The sequence below is a fragment of the Kribbella endophytica genome (assembly GCF_054781295.1).
Map to the genome: position 1 here is coordinate 73414 of NZ_BAAGUR010000005.1, position 18109 is coordinate 91522.

The 18109-nt window shown below is 69.9% G+C and carries 16 protein-coding genes; 3 read left to right on the forward strand and 13 right to left on the reverse strand.

Annotation, left to right across the window (positions count from 1 at the left end; all coding sequences use genetic code 11):
- Positions 1-43: 43 nt before the first annotated feature.
- From ACYVIO_RS36375 to ACYVIO_RS36435, 13 genes are all read right to left on the reverse strand, one after another.
- Positions 44-1453: a hypothetical protein gene (locus ACYVIO_RS36375; RefSeq protein ID WP_460655528.1), complete on the reverse strand. Its 1410-nt coding sequence runs from the start codon at positions 1451-1453 to the stop codon at positions 44-46.
- Between the two features lie 22 nt (positions 1454-1475).
- Complete coding sequence (locus tag ACYVIO_RS36380; RefSeq protein WP_460655529.1) at positions 1476-2360, reverse strand: MurR/RpiR family transcriptional regulator; 885 nt, start codon at positions 2358-2360, stop codon at positions 1476-1478.
- A 95-nt stretch (positions 2361-2455) separates the two neighbouring features.
- Positions 2456-3427, reverse strand: a complete 972-nt coding sequence (locus ACYVIO_RS36385) for a tetratricopeptide repeat protein (protein ID WP_460655530.1) — start codon at positions 3425-3427, stop codon at positions 2456-2458.
- 28 nt (positions 3428-3455) lie between these two features.
- A complete protein-coding gene (locus ACYVIO_RS36390; protein WP_460655531.1) occupies positions 3456-5273 on the reverse strand; it encodes an NAD-binding protein in 1818 nt (605 codons plus the stop codon).
- Positions 5221-6894, reverse strand: coding sequence for an acyl-CoA mutase large subunit family protein (locus ACYVIO_RS36395; protein ID WP_460655532.1), 1674 nt, complete (start codon positions 6892-6894; stop codon positions 5221-5223). The genes ACYVIO_RS36390 and ACYVIO_RS36395 overlap by 53 nt, the downstream gene beginning before the upstream one ends.
- A 67-nt stretch (positions 6895-6961) precedes the next feature.
- Complete coding sequence (locus ACYVIO_RS36400) at positions 6962-8596, reverse strand: dipeptide ABC transporter ATP-binding protein (protein ID WP_460655533.1); 1635 nt, start codon at positions 8594-8596, stop codon at positions 6962-6964.
- Positions 8593-9114 (reverse strand): GbsR/MarR family transcriptional regulator, encoded by a 522-nt coding sequence (locus ACYVIO_RS36405; RefSeq protein ID WP_460655534.1) that lies wholly within the window; start codon positions 9112-9114, stop codon positions 8593-8595. The genes ACYVIO_RS36400 and ACYVIO_RS36405 overlap by 4 nt, the downstream gene beginning before the upstream one ends.
- Positions 9111-10553 carry a serine hydrolase domain-containing protein gene (locus ACYVIO_RS36410; protein WP_460655535.1) on the reverse strand — a complete coding sequence of 481 codons (1443 nt, stop codon included), beginning with the start codon at positions 10551-10553 and terminating at the stop codon, positions 9111-9113. The genes ACYVIO_RS36405 and ACYVIO_RS36410 overlap by 4 nt, the downstream gene beginning before the upstream one ends.
- Before the next feature lie 32 nt (positions 10554-10585).
- Positions 10586-11479, reverse strand: a complete 894-nt coding sequence (locus ACYVIO_RS36415) for an ABC transporter permease (RefSeq protein WP_460655536.1) — start codon at positions 11477-11479, stop codon at positions 10586-10588.
- The gene (locus ACYVIO_RS36420) at positions 11472-12398 is read right to left on the reverse strand and encodes an ABC transporter permease (protein ID WP_460655537.1); all 927 of its coding nucleotides are present in this window, start codon (positions 12396-12398) and stop codon (positions 11472-11474) included. The genes ACYVIO_RS36415 and ACYVIO_RS36420 overlap by 8 nt, the downstream gene beginning before the upstream one ends.
- A gap of 28 nt (positions 12399-12426) precedes the next feature.
- Positions 12427-13809, reverse strand: coding sequence for a M14 family zinc carboxypeptidase (locus tag ACYVIO_RS36425; RefSeq protein ID WP_460655538.1), 1383 nt, complete (start codon positions 13807-13809; stop codon positions 12427-12429).
- Positions 13809-15407 (reverse strand): peptide ABC transporter substrate-binding protein, encoded by a 1599-nt coding sequence (locus ACYVIO_RS36430; protein WP_460655539.1) that lies wholly within the window; start codon positions 15405-15407, stop codon positions 13809-13811. The genes ACYVIO_RS36425 and ACYVIO_RS36430 overlap by 1 nt, the downstream gene beginning before the upstream one ends.
- A 261-nt stretch (positions 15408-15668) precedes the next feature.
- Positions 15669-16169, reverse strand: coding sequence for a MarR family winged helix-turn-helix transcriptional regulator (locus tag ACYVIO_RS36435; protein ID WP_460655540.1), 501 nt, complete (start codon positions 16167-16169; stop codon positions 15669-15671).
- A gap of 41 nt (positions 16170-16210) precedes the next feature.
- Between ACYVIO_RS36435 and ACYVIO_RS36440 the strand changes: the two genes are divergently transcribed.
- The 3 genes from ACYVIO_RS36440 to ACYVIO_RS36450 are packed head-to-tail and all read left to right on the forward strand — an operon-like array spanning position 16211 to position 18032.
- A complete protein-coding gene (locus ACYVIO_RS36440; RefSeq protein ID WP_460655541.1) occupies positions 16211-16657 on the forward strand; it encodes a DUF4231 domain-containing protein in 447 nt (148 codons plus the stop codon).
- Between the two features lie 56 nt (positions 16658-16713).
- A complete protein-coding gene (locus ACYVIO_RS36445) occupies positions 16714-17460 on the forward strand; it encodes a maleylpyruvate isomerase family mycothiol-dependent enzyme (protein ID WP_460655542.1) in 747 nt (248 codons plus the stop codon).
- The gene (locus ACYVIO_RS36450; protein WP_460655543.1) at positions 17448-18032 is read left to right on the forward strand and encodes a GNAT family N-acetyltransferase; all 585 of its coding nucleotides are present in this window, start codon (positions 17448-17450) and stop codon (positions 18030-18032) included. Before ACYVIO_RS36445 ends, ACYVIO_RS36450 begins: the two co-directional genes overlap by 13 nt.
- Positions 18033-18109: the final 77 nt, after the last annotated feature.

Consider the following 18109-nt stretch of genomic DNA (forward strand, 5'->3'; position numbering starts at 1 on the left):
GGCTGACCGGTGCACAAGGTGGGCTCTGGGGGCGGTGTTGGGGTCAGCGGGTGTGCAGGTGGAGCAACTGCGCGCCGCCCGCGGGGAGGTTGACCGGTAGACCGCTCCCCCGGTTCGCGTTGAACTTGGCCGAGACCGGGTGGAAGACGTCGACGCCGGTCACCTTCGCGGGGTTGAACGTGAGCGTCGTACGGGCAGCCGCCGAGTGGGATCGGTTGGCGACCAGGAGCCAGCGGTCGGTTGATGCGGCGTCCCGGGAGCGGAACGTGCCGATCACCGTCGCGGAGCCGGTGACCGCGGTGACGAGGTCCGTGGGAGTGAACCCGACGGTCCCGTTCGGGAGCGGGGTCTCGTTGGCGTGGACGACGGACTCCGAGACCAGCGGCTTCAACTCGCGGCCGACCGGGTGGAGCCAGGAGTTGTTGATGTTCTTCGCGGCGGCGTACCGGGGTGTGCGCTTGCCGTCGACGGTGATCAGCGCGGGACCGAAGCCTTCGCCGCGGGCGGCTTCCGGCGTCCAGTAGGTGAAGTACTGGATGCCCTTGGCGCCGTACGCGAGGCTGATGTTGATCTGCCAGAGCAGCTCGGCCGCGGTCGGTTCGCGGTGGCCGTTGTAGGCGAGGGTCTGGATGAAGACCCACGCCGGCACGTTGCCGCGCAGGGCGGCGTCGCGGACGATCGCCCAGTTGTGGAAGTAGTTGCCGTCCTCGCGGCCGTCGGAGAGCAGCGGGTAGCGGTCGAAGGAGACCAGCGACGGCTTCACGACGTCGACGAAGGAGTTGTAGTACGCCGGGTCGTCGGACGGGAGCAGGTTGATGTACGGCAGGAGCTGCGGGGCGAGCTCACGCGAGACGGCGAGCGCCTTCGCCAGCGTGGGGAACCAGCCGGCGCCGGGCTCGTCGTAGAAGTTGAAGCCGGCGAGCGAGGAGTACGGGCCGTACGCGTCGCGGGCGCGGGTGTAGAACTCGCGGGCCTCGGCAGGGGTGATGCTGAGGAAGTCGGTCGGCTGGTCGGAGATCGAGAACCAGCGCGACATGTTGCGGATCTGGATGTCGTCGGAGATCAGCATCTGCAGGCCGGCGGTGCGGGCGAGGTCGAGCTGGTACTGGAAGATGTTGCCGTCGCCGGCGTAGTTGCCGGAGAGGACGAAGTCGAAGCCTGCTTCGGCGATCTCGGTGAAGCGTTTGGCGGTGCTCTCGAAGGGGTGGGGCGGCCAGAAGAGGCCGATGGGGAAGTCGGGGCCGCCGGTGAGGGGCAGGTCGTCCGGCGACGGGATGGCGATGTTGTCGGTGGCAACTACTTGAGATGCTTCGACGGGGCCGGACGCGGCAGAGGCAGGCGCGGCTGCGGCGGGCACGGCCTGCGCGGCGGTTGCTGCGGCGGCGGCGGCTGCGCCGGCGCCCAGGAGCAGGGTGCGGCGGCTGGGGCCTAGGTTCTGGTGGGGGCTCTGCATGGTTCCTCCAGGGCGGTGGAGCTCAGCGGTGGGGAGTTCGGTGGTCGGCGACCGCTTCGGAGGTGCGGTCGAAGGCTTGGGTGGAGTGCTGGTAGTCGCGCTGGGCGACGCCCAGGTAGAGCGCGTCGAGCACGATCATCTGCGCGTGCCGGCCGGCCATCCCGCCGGTCCGGAAGGTGATGTCGCGCGCGGCGGTCACCAGCACGAGGTCCGCGGCCAGAGCCAGCGGCGACCGCGGGTAGTTGGTGACGGCAACGGTGGTCGCGCCCAACTCACGGGCCCGGCGCAACGGCTCCAGCACCTCGTTGGTCTCGCCGGTATGAGAGATGCCGAGGGCAACATCCCCGGGACCGAGCAGGGCCGCGCTGGTCAGCGCGTTGTGCACGTCGCTCCAGCCGCAGGCGACGTGCCCGATCCGGTGCAGCCGCAACCGCAGGTCCTCGGCGACCGACGCCGACCCGCCCACGGCGTACAGGTCGATGCGTCGAGCCTCGACCAGAGCGGACACGGCCTGCCCGAGCGCCGTGACGTCGAGCTGGGCAACGGTGTCCTCGAGCGCGCGAGTGTCAGCGCGCAGCAGGGTGCGCAGTACGTCGTCCAGGCTGTCCGCCGGGCTGACCTCGGTGCCGGTCCCCCGCTCCCAACTCGTGCTGCTGCGACCGCCCTCAGCGGCCAGCGCCAATCGGAGTTCGGCGTACCCGCCCAGCCCGAGCGCGAGGCAGAACCGCGTCACACTCGGCAGCGACGTACCGCAGCGCGCGGCGAGCTCACCGATCGTGGACGACGCAACCGCCGCCGGATCGCGCAGGACCTCGCGAGCGACCAACGCCTGCGCGGGCGACAGCGCCGGCAGCAGTCCCCGAATCCTGGCCTCCACGCTGGACGGAGGCGATTCGGCAGCAGACATGTGAATGATTCTCAGAAGCCAGCACGGCAACTGTCAATAGTTCACACCACCCGACAGAGAAATGGGCGACACCCACCGGCGCCGCCCATCAACTCTCAGAACAGCGCAGTCATCAACTGCTTCCGCGCACGAATCACGCGCTCGTCATCCCCACCGACTACCTCGAACAGCTCCAGCAGGTGCAGCCGCACGGTGTTCCGCTCGTCCCCGGCAGTCGCCTGGATCGTCCGGATCAACCGTGCGAAAGCGTCCTCGACATGCCCGCCCATCAGGTCCACATCGGCGACCAGCATCTGCGCCTCGATGTCCTCAGGGTTCTCGGCAGCCCGCGTCCGCACCTCAGCCGGTACGTCGCGCGTCCGCTTCACCAGCTGCACCCGAGCGAGCCCGGCCTTCGCCTCGGCGTCGGCCGGAGCCTCCCGGATCAGCGCCTCGTACGCCGCGATCGCGCCGTCCAGATCACCAGCGGCGACAGCGTCCTCGGCCGCCTCGTACCGCGGGTCGATCTCCGGCTCCGCGGCCTCGTCGCCGGCAGCAGCCGGACCGACCGGCTCAGCGCGGCCGGTGATGCCGTTCGCCACCGCGACCGTGAACAGCTGGTCGAGGTACTGCCGCGCCTCGGGCTCACCCAGCGCGCCCTGGAACAGCGGCACGACCTGGCCGCGCAGGACCGCGATCACCAGCGGGATGCTCTGGACGCCGACCGCCTGGGCCAGCTGCGGGTTCGCGTCGACATCGACGCGGGCGAGCACGAACTTGCCGTCGTACTCGGTCGACAGCCGGGCCAGGATCGGGCTCAGCGCCACCGACGCCTCGGACCGCGGCGACCAGAACTCGACCACCACGGGGTGCTGGACGGACCGCTCGATCACGTCCGACTGGAAGGTCGGCTCGGACACGTTCAGCACGTACGGGCCGGCCGGGCCACCAGGGCCGCCGGGTCCACCGGGTCCGCCGGGTCCACCAGCACCCGGGCCACCCGGGCCCGGACCGCCGGGACGCGCGGGCGGCTGCCGGAAGGACGACAGGTCGATCGCTCCAGGTCGGGAGAAGTTCGGCTGGCTCACCGCTGCCCTCCGGTCACTACGTCTCGGTTCATGGTCCTATCCTCCCCGACCGGTCCGGTCGGTGTGGAGCGCGGGTCACCAGCAACAGTCTGGCCAGCCCGCTCCGGGTCCCCGCCACGGCCAGTCGGGTGCCGGCGCGCAGCGGCCGTTCGAAGGTCGGCGACCAGTCCCAGTCGACTCCGTCGGCCCGGGCCAGCACCCGCAGCCCGCCCGGCTCGTCCAGCTCGCCGAGGCGTCGGCCGACCGCGACCGAGTCCCGCTCGACGGTCACCTCGGTCAGCAGCAGCACCCGGCGTCCGGCCGGTACGGTCGTCTGGCTGCGCCGGTTCGCGACCGCGGCCGCGATGGCCGGCGCGACCAGCATCGACACCGACCGGCTGTGCCCGAGCCCGAGCATCCGCTCGACCTTGTGGGCCAGGTCGTGGTCGAACATCCGCATCGTGATCCGGACGTCGTCATTCAGGTCCCGGACCACCATCGCGGTCTCCAGGTTGGTGATGTCGCCGTCGGTCAGCGCCAGCACGGCCTGCGCCTGCGGGGCACCGGCGAGCCGCAGCGTCTCCTCCTGGCTGCTGTCGCCCATCACCACCGGGATCCGGAGCCGATGCGCAGTCTGTACGCCGGGCGCCTCCTCGTCCTGCTCGACCCCGACCACCGCGACGCCACGCTCGGACAGGATCTCCAGCACCCGCGCGCCGACCGTACCGAGCCCGCACACGATCACGTGATTGCGAGGTCGACCGCGCACCCCGCCGATCACCCGCGACAGCCGCGCCCCGATCAGCGAGTCGACGATCACCGCGGTCAGCAGCGCGACCAGCACGATCCCGGTCAGCTGCACGACCACCGCCGCGACCTTCACGTACGGCGGGGCGTCGGCGAACACGTCGTCCTCGATCCCGGCCGACGTCACCGCCCCCATCACCAGGTACAGCGCCCGCAACCACTCGACGCCGGTGATCCAGTGCGTAAGCGCCGTACCGATCACCACGAGCGAAGCCATCACCGCCGCGATCACCCGCACCCGGCGATCCAGCACGTCCCGCGTCGCCATCACCCAGCCCGTACGCCGTACGTCCCGCTTGCGCCGCAGGTGATGGACGCCGGTGCCGAGCACGATGTCCCCGGCCGGATCGTCACTGGACTGCGGCAACAGATCAGGCGTCGCCGACGAGGTCGTGTCAGCCAGCACGGTGACCTTCTCGCGGATCAGCCCGGCCGGACCGGCGACCATCCGCCGCCCGCCTAGCTCGAGCCAGGTCAGCTCGTCGTCCTCCAGCGCGTCCGCGACGAACGCGGGCGCGGCCAGCGACGGGCCGGAGATCACCACGCAGTCGCCGAGCAGCTGGTGCAGCTGGGCGCCGATCCGCGGGTTGACCATCTGGACGACGATCCGCAGGTTCTCGTCCATGTCCCGCGCGGTCAGCGCGGTGTGCACGTTGTGGACGTCGTCCGCGTCGAGCAGCACCAGGGCCCGCGCGGTCGACGGCTTGGTGCCGTCGGTGTCGATCCCGGCGCGCCGCAGTACGGACTCGCGGACCACCCGGACGCCCATCACCTGCGCGCCGAGCTCACCGATCCGCTCGATGTGCCGGGACGCCGGGTTGACGATCGCGGTGACCTGCTCGCCGGAGCTGACCAGCTCGGTGACGACGCGCAGCATCGTGCGGTCGGACCCGCAGACCACCACGCCCCGGCTGTCCGGGGTCTGGGCCGCCGCCTGCCGCTCGGCCTGACTGGAGGCGCGGCCCCGCCTCCGTCCAGTGGACGGCGGGGCCTCTACGGCGTCCTTCTCAGAAGCGAGCGGGCTCTCGGTACTCGCCCCACTCGATCCGAAGAACGTCACAGATTTCCCCCATCGTGGCCTCCGCACGCGCCGCCTCCAGCATGGGTTCGATCAGGCTGCCGGTCCCCCTTGCCGCTGCGACCAGCGCCGTTAGAGTACGACGCACCTGGTCCTCGTCGCGTTGCACCTTGCGCTCCGCGAGCACCCGGCACTGCTCGACCTCGACCTCGTGGCTGACCCGGAGGATCTCCAGCTCGCCGGAGACGGTGTCGGTCAGCGTGTTCACGCCGACGATCTTCTTCTCGCCCTTCTCCAGCTTCTGCTGGTACTCGAAGGCGGCGTCGGCGATCTCGGCCATGAACCAGCCCTCCTCGATCCCGTGCAGGATCCCGGCCGTCATCGTGCCGTCGGGGCTCATCTCCTTGATCCGGGCGAAGATCGCCTCGGCCTCGGCCTCGATCTGGTCGGTCAGCGCCTCGACGTACCAGGAACCGCCGAGCGGGTCGGCGACGTTGGTGACGCCGATCTCCTCCATCAGCACCGACTGGGTCCGCAGCGCGATCTCGGCCGACGCCTCGGTCGGCAGCGCGAGCGTCTCGTCGAGCGCGTTGGTGTGCAGCGAGTTGGTGCCGCCGAGGATCGCGGCGAGCGCCTCGACCGCGGTGCGGACGACGTTCAGCGTCGGCTGCTGGGCGGTCAGCGAGACGCCCGCGGTCTGGGTGTGGAACCGCAGCCACTGCGCCTTGTCGGTCTTCGCGCCGTACACGTCACGCAGCCAGCGTGCCCAGATCCGGCGGCCGGCGCGGAACTTCGCGATCTCCTCGAAGAAGTCCAGGTGGCTGTCGAAGAAGAACGACAGCCCGGGCGCGAACACGTCGACGTCCAGGCCACGGCTGAGCCCGAGCTCGACGTACCCGAAGCCGTCGGCCAGCGTGTACGCCAGCTCCTGCGCGGCCGTCGAACCGGCCTCGCGGATGTGGTAGCCGGAGACGCTGAGCGGCTTGTACGCCGGGATGTTGGCCGCGCAGTACTCCATCAGGTCGCCGATCAGGCGCAGGTGCGGCTCCGGCGGGAACAGCCACTCCTTCTGGGCGATGTACTCCTTGAAGATGTCGGTCTGCAGCGTGCCGTTGAGCTTGGTGATGTCGGCGCCCTGCCGCTCGGCGGCGACCAGGTACATCACGAACGCCGGTACGGCGGGGCCGGAGATCGTCATCGAGGTGGTGACGTCCTGCAGCGGGATGTCCTTGAAGAGGCGGTCCATGTCGATCGCGGAGTCGATCGCGACGCCGCAGTGGCCGACCTCGCCGAGTGACTTGGGATCGTCGGAGTCGCGGCCCATCAGCGTCGGCATGTCGAACGCGACCGAGAGGCCGCCACCGCCGCCGTTCAGGATCATCTTGTACCGGGCGTTGGTGTCCTCGGCGTTGCCGAACCCGGCGAACTGCCGGATCGTCCAGGTCCGGCCGCGGTACCCGGTCGCGTAGAGCCCGCGGGTGAACGGGAACTCGCCGGGCCAGCCGATCCGGTCCATCCGCGGGTCGTCGTACCCCTCGGGCGGGCCGTAGACCGGCTCGACCTCACTGCCGGACAGGGTCGTGAAGTCCGCCTCCCGCCGCCGGGAAGCGTCGTACCGCGCCTGCCACCGGCTCCGGCCGGCACCGATCTGCTCAGCGTCCATGCTTCCCAAAATACTAGGACGTCCAACTATTTCCTAGTCGAGGTCTGTGCGGGCAACCCCACAGGGCTCAGCCGGCCAGGCGGAGTTTGCGGCGGCGGGACTGTTCGCGGGGGTCGGGGACGGGGGCGGCTTCGAGCAGCCGGGTCGTGTACGGGTCCTTCGGCGCTCGCAGCACCGACTCACGATCGCCCTGCTCGACGATCCGGCCGTGGCTCAGTACGGCGACCCGGTCGCAGACCTGGTCCACCACGGCCAGGTCGTGGCTGATGAACAGGCACGCGAAGTCCAGCCGCTGCTGCACCGACCGGAACAGCTCCAGCACCGTCGCCTGGACCGACACGTCCAGCGCCGACGTCGGCTCGTCGGCGATCAGCAGCGCCGGATCGAGCGAGATCGCCCGCGCGATCGAGACCCGCTGCCGCTGCCCGCCGGACAACTCGTGCGGGTACCGCCCGGCCCAGGCCTTCGGCAGCTCCACGCTGTCCAGCAGCTCCTCGACCCGTCGCCGCAACTCAGCACCCCGTACGCCGCGATGCACCGCCAGCGGCTCCCCGATCGACTGCCCGATCGTAGAGCGCGGGTTCAGCGAGCCCGCCGGGTTCTGGAAGACGACACCGATCCGCGACCGCGCAGCCCGCAGTACGGCGGAAGTGCCGGCCGTCATCGCCTGCCCGGCGACCCGGACCTCGCCCGAGGTGATCGGCGCCAGCCCGAGCACGCACTTGCCGATCGTCGACTTGCCCGACCCGGACTCCCCGACCAGACCAGTGATCCGGCCCGGCTCCAGCCGCAGGCTCACCCCGTCGACGGCCTTGACCGTCTTGCCCCGGCGCCCCTTGTACTCGACAACCAGATCGGTGAGCTCCAGCGCGGCGACATCGTCGCTCACCGGACCAGGCTCGGGATCGTCCCGCGGCCCGCCCCTCGGCACGGCGTCGAGCAGCGCTCGCGTGTACGGCTGGGTCGGCCGGTCGAACAGGTCGTGCACCTCGGCCGTCTCCACCAGCTCGCCCTTGCGCAGTACGACGACTCGATCGGCGACGTCGGCGACCACACCCATGTCGTGGGTGATGATCATGATCGCGCCGGAGATCTTCGACCGCATCGCCAGCAGTACGTCGAGCACCTCCTGCTGGACGGTGACATCCAGCGCGGTGGTCGGCTCGTCGGCGATCAGCAGCTCGGGATCGCAGGCGACCGCGATCGCGATCATCACGCGCTGGCACTGCCCGCCGGACAGCTGGTGCGGGTAGTACCGCATCCGGCTCTCCGGATCGGGGATCTCCACCAGCCGGAGCAGCTCGATCGCCCGCTCGCGCTCCGCCGCCCGGGACAGCCCGGGCTGGTGGGCGCGGATCATCTCGATCAGCTGCGCGCCGATCGTGAAGACCGGGTCGAGCGCGCCGACCGGGTCCTGGAAGATCATCGCGATCCGCCGGCCGCGCAGCACGGTCAGCTCGGCGCGGTTCATCGCCAGCACGTCCTCGCCGGCGAAGGTGATCCGGCCGCCGACGGTCGCGTTGTCCGGCAGCAGCCCGAGCGCGGCCAGCGAGGTGACGCTCTTGCCCGAGCCGGACTCGCCGACCACTGCGAGCACCTCGCCCGGCCGCACCTCGAAGCTGATCGCGTCGACCGCGCGGTGCGTCCGGCCGCCGACCTCGAAGTCGACGGTGAGGTTCTCGAACTCCAGGACGGCCGTCATTCGCCCTCCTCCGCGTGGTGCTTGGCGTTGAACTCCTGCCAGTCGGCGAGCATCTTGCGGTGGTACGTCCCCAGCCACTCCATGTAGTTCCGGGCGTTGCGGAGCCGGCGCCGCGGGCCTTCCATCTCCTCCGGCAACTCGGCGAGCATCGCCTCGAAGAGCTGCTTCTGCTTGGTCAGCGACCGCCGCTCGCCCGCCAGGAAGCTCCCCCAGATGTCGTCGTCGACCTTGAAGTAGTGGCTGCGATCTCCCGGTACGGCGTGGCGCGCGACGAAGCCGAGGTCGATCAGCCGTCGGGTGGTCGTGGAAATCGAGCCGGCACTGGCCGAGAGCGCCCGGGCCAACTCGGCCGACGACACGTACGGCTTGTTGCTCACCATCAGGTAGCCGAGCACGCGGCTCTCCATCCGCGGCGAACCGGCCAGCTCCCGCAGTACGCCGAACTGCTCGACGAAGTCCGCACGCCGCGGGTCGTCCTCCCAGGCGAGGTCGTCCTCGGTCGGTTCGTCCGGGGTCATCGCGGGCTCCTCGCGTCGGCGTGGACGACGGCCTCGGCGAGCTGCGCGCCGCGCCGCGCCCGGAACGTCTCGACCGGCCAGCGCGAGCTCCCGCCGTACCGGACGAGCTCCGGCTGCCCGTCGGCGTCCCAGGTGTACTCGACCCGTTCGCCGATCGACCCGAACCCGGCCGCCGGTACGACGCGCAGCGTGTTCTCGTCGACGACCTCGAGCTCCTCGTAGCTGTCGGTCGGGTCGGGCGCGGCCGGGAAGAACGCGACCAGACGCCCACCCAGCAAGGAGATGCTGATGACACCCATCAGGTTGGCGAAGTCACCGCAGAACCTGGTCAGGTCCACCGTGTGGGTCGTTGGTGTGGCTGAGCTCGCCGCGAGGTTGAGCAGCTTGACGACGCCGGTCGCGAGCGTGCTCGCGGGACCGCCGATGCAGTTGGTCAGCACCGAGACGACGATCTGGTCGACCGGGTCGATGAAGGTCCGAGTGATGTGACCGGGGTACCCACCACTGTGGCCGACCAGCCGGCGGTCGCCGATCGTGGTGACGTCCATACCGAGCCCGTACGTCCCGAGTTCCTTGCCGTGGGCACTGACCACGCTCTCGCCGCGCTGCATCAACCGCTTGCTCGCGTCGGTGAGCAGCTCCTCGGCGCCGAAGAAGTGCGCCGCGCCGTACCGGGTCAGGTCCTCGGCGGTCGAGTAGAACCCGGTCGCCGCCGCCATCGCCTGTGTGTCCACGTGCGGGATCGTCTCCCGTGCGTCCGCGCCGTCGATCAGACCGGTGTGCCCGGCGGCGTACTCACCGGCTCGCCGCGGGTCCCACTCGGCACCGGTCGACTCCAGGCCGAGCCGCTTGACGATGTTCTCGCCGACGTACTCGCCGTAGCTCGTCCCACCGGCGGACTCGATCACCAGGCCGAGCAGCGAGTAGCCGATGTTGGTGTACTTGAAGAACTCGTTCGGTTCGAAGACGAAGCCGTCGGTCCGGCACAGCTCGACCAGCGCGGCCCGGTCCGGGAACGGGTCCATCAGCTGCCAGTAGTCCTTGTTCACGCCGTCGCGGATCACGCCGGCCTGGTGCCCGAGCAGCTCGCGCAGCGAGACGCCCGCCAGCGCCGTACCGGCCAGCTCTTCGACGTACGCCGTGATCGGGTCGTCGAGGCGGACCTTGCCCTGCTCGACCAGCTGCAGGATCGCGGTCGCGGTGAACGTCTTGGAGTGCGACGCGATCCGGAACAGGTGGTCGGTGCGCAGCGGGACGTCGAGCACCTCGTCGCTGCGACCGAGTGCGACCGACAGCACCAGCTCGTCACCGATCCGGATCGCGGCCTGGATGCCGGGCGTCCGCAGGTAGCGACGCTGGTACTCCAGCCAGCGCTCGATCGCGGGCGCAGCCTCTCGTGCGATCTCCTGGCGGTAGCCGGACTCGGCACTGGTGCTCACGACGTGTTCCTCTCCTTCGGGTGGGCGGTTCATCAGGATCGTCCCTTCGGGTTCACCGCGTCGCGCAGGACGTCGCCCAAGGTGATCAGGCTGAGCACGGTCGCGGCCAGGAAGATCCCCGGGTAGATCAGGGTGTGCGGGGCGCGCTGGAACATCGACTGCGCGGTCGCCAGCTGCAGACCCCACGAGATCGACGGCGCGCGCAGACCGAGACCGAGGAAGGTCAGCGTCGACTCGGCCACGATCACGCCGCCGACGGTCAGCGTCGCGACGGCGAGCACCGGGCCGATGGCGTTCGGCAGCACGTAGTGGGTCAGGATCCGGGTGGTCGGGAAGCCCATCGCCTTCGCGGCCTGCACGTACTCCGCCTCGCGGGTCGAGCGCACCGACGTACGGACCAGGCGGGCCAACGTCGGCCAGGAGAACAATGCGAGCACGAGCGAGATCGACAGCACCGTCCGGTCGCCGAGGCTGTTCAGCACGACGATCGCGCCGAGCAGGAACGGGAAGCCGAGGAACACGTCGGTCAGCCGGGCCAGCACCGAGTCGGTCCAGCCGCCGACGTACCCGGCGATCGTGCCGACGAGTACGGCGATGACGAGCGCGATCACCGTGCAGGTCAGGCCGACGGCCAGCGACGCGCGGGCGCCGTGCACGACGTTCGCGAAGACGTCGCAGCCCTGCAGGTCCTGCCCGAACGGATGCCCCGGCGACGGCGGTCGGCCGCTCGCGGACAGGTCGCACGCGCGCGGATCGGAGTGGCCGAACCAGCCACCGATCCACCCCGGTACGACGGCGAGCAGAACGAGCAGCGCCAGCACGGCCAGCGGCAACCAGAACAGCACTCGCTTGCGGACCGTGGCCCAGACTCCGCGCGCGGCCAGCGTGTCCTCCTCGACGGCCGGCACGATCAGCTGGTCAGTCATGGCGGATCCTCGGGTCGAGCGCGGAGTTGAGCAGGTCGACCACCACGCTGGTGAGCAGGAAGATCAGGATCAGCGCGGTCGCGATCCCGACCACGGTCGGCCCTTCGTGCACCCGGATCGACTCGAACAGCAGCTGTCCGACCCCGGGCAGGTTGAAGATCCCCTCGGTCACCACGGCCCCGCCGAGCAGCGCGCCCAGGTCGATCGCCAGGTAGGTCAGCACCGGGATCGCCGAGTTGCGCAGCACGTGCACCCCGATCACCCGCCGCCTGGTCAGCCCCTTCGCCCACAGCGCCCGGACGAAGTCGGAACTCATCGTGTCGACCACGCTCCCCCGGGTCAACCGCGCGACCGCGGCCAGTCCGTACAGCGCGAGCACCGTGGCCGGCAGCAGGTACGACGTCGGCCAGCCGTCCGCGACACCGGCGATCGGCAGCAGCGACAGCTTCACGCCGAACACCAGCTGCGCGGTCACCGCCATCACGAAGATCGGCACCGACGCGACCAGGATCGTCATGATCAGCACGCCGCGGTCGATCCAGGTGTTCTTGCGCAGCCCGGCGATCATCCCCAGGCCGACGCCGATCACGACCTGGATCACCCAGGCGGTCAGGGCGAGCCGGATCGTCACCGGCCAGCGGGTCGCGAGCCGCTCGGCCACCGACCGGCCGCGGAAGTCGACGCCGAGGTCACCGGTGAACAGACCGCCGATGTAGCGCAGGTACTGCGACCAGAGTGGGTCGTTCAGGTGGTAGAGCTCGCGGATCCGCTCGACGACCTGCGGCGACAGCGGCTGGTCACCACCGAGGCTGGAGATCGGGTCGCCGGGCAGTGCGAACACCGCCGCGTAGATCGCGAAGGTGACCCCGAAGAAGACCAGCACCAGCTCGACCAGCCGGCGAATCGCGAAGCGGGTCATGGGTGCACCTCCGGGCCGTCGACGGCCGTCATCGGTCCTGCTCCCGCCGTACGGCGGCCAGCAGCGCCAGCGTCGCGGCGTACTGAACTCCGACCAGCTTGCTGATCGGGACCCGGACCACGCCCTCCTCGAAGGTCGCCGCCTCGACTTGCCACTCGCGGTAGAGCAGATCGAGCCGCGCCGCGAGCGGGTGGAGCGCGGCGTGCGCACTCCCCCGGGCGATCTCGCCGTCGATCGCGCGCCGCAGCATGCCGCCGTACCGGAGCCGGAAGGAACGGTTGCGGTCGGCCAGGCCGTGCACCTCCGCGACCGTCGCCAGTCGCGCGCGATCCAGGTCGGCGACGCGGAGCTTGTCGCGCACCGGGATGTGCGCCAGGAACGGCAGGAACTCTGCGGTCGCGCGGACCAGTTGCGAGTCGTCGGACAGGTACGGCCGGGCGGCCTCGAAGATCTCCAGCAGGGCGGCCATGTCGGTGCCCAGCTCCTCGGCGTGGGAAGCGACCGCGTCGGCGTACGGCTGGTCGGTGGACGACTCGTCCTCGATGCCGGGATGCGTCCAGTACGGCAGCTCGGCGACCAGGCTGACCGTGCCGTGCCTGGCGGCGTACTCCGAGGAGGATCCGCCCGAGCCGCTGTACGGCTGCATGCCGAGGCTCTCGACGTAGTCGTAGTTCGCGGTCGCGCTGATCATGCCGAAGACGGCCGGCCCGAGCACCGGCGCGACCGGCGACTCCGGCTCGCCGCGGTCGAGCGGCAGCCCGAAGTGCTCGGCGATCGCATGCAGGTCGCCGACCATGCCGTCGAGCTCACGGCTCAGGTAGTAGTAGACGCCGCCCAGCTCGGTGTTGTGCAGCGAGACCGCGATCGTCGGCCTGACCTCGTCGATCACCCGCATCAGCGCGAACGCCTCCGGCATCACCGCGTCGAAGTAGCCGTTCTTGTGCTGGAAGGGAAACGACCACTCGACCTGCTCACCCGGTGCCGGGCGGTAGAAGCGTTCGGCGTACGCGACGCGGTCCCAGGGACCGCGGAACCAGCCCTCGTTGAGCCGGGTGCCGTCCGGGTCGATGCAGCCGATGATGTGCCAGCGGCACCCGGTCCGGAACTGCTCGTCGGCGCACAGGTCCTCGGCCAGCCGCATCGCGGTCCAGAAACCGATCGGCTCGTTCGGGTGCACCCCGGCGTACACGAGCGCGCTGTCGGGGCCGGTGCCGATCGAGTACATGGTCAGCGGGTCGCCGAGCCGCGACGTCCCGATCCGGCGGGCCGTGACCAGGTCCGGATGCTTGTCGGCGAGGCCGGTGAAGAACGCGTTGATCTCGTCGACGCCGGGAAAGTGGTCGACGTCGGGCAGGCGGGCGGCCCGCTCCAGAATCGCCTGGAGCGGGCCGGCCGGTACGGGTCGGCGCATCAGCTGTCGACCAGGACAGTGTTGGCGAGCTCGAGCGCACCGGCGCCCTCGACCACGTTCGCGATCCGGTCCGAGGTCGCGTAGGTGTACTTCTCGAAGAACATCGGCGGCGCCGGGAAGTCCTTCAGGATCGCCTTCTGCACCTCGACGTACGCCGCCTCGGCCTTGGCCGGGTCGACCTCGGCGTCGGCCTTGGCGAGCAGGTTCTCGACCGCGTCGGTGTAGTACGGGATGCAGTTCACGCAGCCGCCGGCCTTGGTGTAGAAGGACCGCAAGGTGTTCTGCTGGCTGGCGTAGAGCGCACCCCAGCGGGAGAAGTACGGACCGGTCAGGCTCCGGTCGTTACGCAGCTTCTGGAACTCGGGGAAGTCCGTCGTCGGGGTCGCCGTCACCTCGGCGATGCCGAGGTTCTGCCGGAGCTGGTTGGCGTAGGCGTTGTAGAGGTCGTCGAGGCCGGAGCCACCGGGGTACCGGATCTCCATCTTGCCGGTCCAGCCGCCGGCGTCGGCGAGCAACTGCTTGGCCTTGGTCGGGTTGAAGGTGCACAGCTCGCCGCAGAGGCCTTCCGGCGTACCGGCTTCTCCTGGCGGGGTCAGTGCGGTGGCGGGAGTCCAGATGCCGCCGTAGATCACGTTGCTGACGGCCTGCCGGTCGATCGCCATCGAGATCGCCTGCCGGACGCGGATGTCCTGGTAACGCTTGTCCCACAGGGGAAGCCCGAGGTAGCTCATCCCGAGGCCGCCGGAGGCGACGTAGGCGCGGTTGCCGAAGTCCTTCTTCACCTGCGCCATCCGGGCGGCCGGGACGAACAGGAGGTCGGTGTTGCCGGCCAGGACGTCGGTGTACGCCGTGGTCATGTCGGTGTAGGGCTTGAAGACGATCTCGTCGACCGCCGGCTTCGGGCCTTTGTAGCCGTCGTACGCCGTGACGGTGATCGGTTCGTTCTCCTGGTAGCTGCCCTCGATCTTGAACGGGCCGTTGCCGATCGGCGCGTGCGCGAACTTGTCCAGATCGGCGTACGCCGCCTCGGGCAGCGGGAAGAACCCGGTCTGCGCCTGCGACAGCTGGATCGGGAACTGGCCGTCGGGCCGCTTGAGCGTGACGGTGAAGGTCAGCTCGTCGACCACCTTGAGGCCGGACATCTCCTTGGTGGTGGGCGTGCCCTTCGCGGGGTTGAGCGCGTCGTACCCGGCGATGCCGATCAGCTGGCCGCTGTTCTCCCAGGCGTTCGGGCCGTAGGCGGTCGCGTTCCAGGCCTTCACGTAGCTGGTCGCGGTGACCTTCTCGCCGTTGTGGAAGGTCCAGCCCGGCCGCAGCTTGATCGTCCAGTGCACGGCGTCCTTCGAGCTCACCGACTCCGCGTTCAGGTAGCTCAGCTTGCCGTCCTTGGCGGCGTAGGTGAGCGACGAGAACAGGGTCCGGACCTGGTCGAAGGCGATCGTCTGCCGGCCCGGGTTGAGCGTCACCGGGTCGCTGGTCGCGAACGAGAACGACTTGACGCCGGACTCGGCCGACCCGCCGGACCCGCTGGAGCAGCCGGTCACGGTCAGGGCACCGGCCAGCAGGACAACGGCGGCCCGGGCTACGCGGCGGTTCATGGGACCTCCAGGGAACTTCGCGGCCACACGCGACCCGGCAGGGGACCGGACGTCTGCACTCCGTGGCAGGGGGCCGACTGGTCCGATCCTGTGGTCGTTGCCGGTGTTTGGCAATAGGGAAAGCTTGGAAGTTTCAGTAGGAAATGAACTTTTAGCACGGCTGTAACAGGAGGTGCGGGGGTTGGGGAGGCTCGCGGGGTTGGTGCGGCGGAGTGCCGGGGCCTTTGGGTGGCAGCTTGGGCCGGTGGCTTGGGACCTGGGTCAGAAGTCGCCGGCGTTGTGGCGCAGGGGCTCGAGCACCGACCACAGGACCTTGAGCTGCTCGTCGGTCAGCCCGCGCAGCGCGAAGTCGGCCTTGACCAGGTCGTCCGTGGCCTTCTCGACCAGTTCGCGCCCCCCGGCGGTGATCTCGCAGAGCACCGCGCGACCGTCGTCCGGGTGCGGCGTGCGGGTGACCAGACCGGCCGCCTCCAGCCGCCGTACGATCGACGTCACCGAAGTCGGGTGGACCTGGAGCCGCTCCCCCATCTTGCCCAGCGGTAGCGAGCCGCGGCGCGAGAACGTCAGCAGCACCAGCGCCTCGAACCGGGCGAAGCTCAGGTTGTGCTTGCGCAAGATCTCGTCCAGCTCACCGATCACGATCTGCTGCGCCCGCATCAGCGAGGTCACCGCCCGCATCTGCTCCACCGCTCCCCAGCGCCGCCCCCACTGTCGCGAAGCCTCGTCGATCGGGTCGAACGGCAACGGTTTCTTCCTCGCCATGCACGAAACACTAACCGTCTCCAGCCTCTACTGTGCTGACCATGGCTGCGTCGAACGACCCCGACTTCCCCGCGCTGGGCACCGAGTCGCCCGCGGAAGAGCTGATCGGCATCCGGTTCCGGTGGTACGCGCAGCAGGCTCAGCGCCACCGGCTTGCCTACATCTGGCTCGGCATCGTCCAGCTCGCGGCCGCGCTGCTGATCGCCGTGTCGGTCGCCCTGGACGCCCCGGTCTGGTTCGCGCCGTCGCTGGGCGGGCTGATCGCGCTGGCCGAGGGCGCGCGGACGCTGTTCGGATTGCGCGACACGTACCCGACGTACCGGCGTACGGCGGAAGAACTGCGCAACGAAGCCTGGCTGTACGCCGGGCGCGCGGGGCGGTACGCCGAGGCCGAGGACGCGACGCGGTTGCTGGCCGAGCGGGTCGTCGAGCTCAGCAACGCGGAGACGGCCGGCTGGGCCTCGGCCGTCCGCGAACGCAACGCCTGACGCTGTTGTGCTGTGCTTGGTCTGAAAGTGTCCGTGGGACCTGCCATGATCTGCGGATGTCGTTGTCGCCCGAACGTGCTGCTTTCTATCTCGACTGCCTGCGGGCGGACTCTGCGCGCCTCGCAGAGGTCGCCAAGCTCGGCCTGATCGCCGAGGTCCCGCCGTGCCCAGGCTGGACGGTCGAGTCCGTCGTCCGGCACACGGCGACCGTCTACCTGCACAAGGTCGAGATCCTCCGCCTCGGCCGCCTGCCCGACCCGTGGCCGCCGGAGCTCGCCGACCGCGAGCCACTGGCCCTGTACGACGAAGCCCGCGCGGCGATCCTGAACGCGTTGGACCAGGCCGGCACGTCGCTGGAGACCTGGACCTTCTCCCCGTCGGACAAGACCTCCGGCTTCTGGTACCGGCGGATGGCCCTCGAAACCGCCGTCCACCGCGTCGACGCCGAGCTCGCCCACGACGTCGCCACACCCATCGACCGCGAACTGGCGCTGGACGGTATCGACGAGGTCCTCTCGTTGATGCTCGGCGGCCCCTGGTGGGCCGAAGGCGACACCAAATCTCCCGTCGACGCCACCGTCCGCGTCACCGCCGACGGCAACTCGTGGACCACCAAGGCCGACGCCACCAGCGCCACCGTCACCCGCGACACCGACGCCGAGGTCGCCGCCGAGATCTTCGGCGACCCCACCGACGTCCTCCTCTGGCTCTGGGGCCGCCGCGACACCACCGCCGTACAAACAGCAGGCTCCCCCGAAGCCGTAGCAGCCTTCCGCGCCCGAGTCGCCGAATGCACCACCTGACCCGCACCGTCGAACTCACAGCACCCGCGACCAGCACTCACCCGCCACTGACGCTCCGCCCGTGGCGCCTCGAAGACCTGCCCGCGGTCATCGAGGCCCGCCAGGACCCAGCGCTGCGCCGCTGGACCAGTTCCGGCCCTACGCAGGCCGGCGATGCCGACGCCTGGATCCGTTCCCAGGAAACAAGCTGGTCCACCGGCGAACGCCTGGCCTTCGCCGTTCTCGACACGACCACCCTGCTCGGCAGCGTCGTCCTCAAGAACGTGGACTCCCCCGAAGTCGGCTACTGGACAACGGCCGCCGCCCGAGGCCGAGGCGTAGCCCCCAGCGCGCTGCAGGCCCTCACAGTTTGGGCCTTCTCGTACGACGTACAGGCGATCGATCTCCTGCACCAGCTCGACAACACCGCCTCCTGCCGAGTCGCCATCAAGTCCGGCTACCCACTCGAGGCAATCAAACCGGCTCACCCACCGCAGTACCCGCTCGAAGGCCACATCCACAGACGCCACCGCGAACCGACGGATACCGCATCGCCATCAAGTACCAACCGGCGTAACGACGTCAGCAGGTAGACGAGGTCCTGCTCAAGTCCCCGCCCGTCAACCCACCACCTGCGCGGAAATCCCGTCGACGCTCCGCGGTGGCCGTC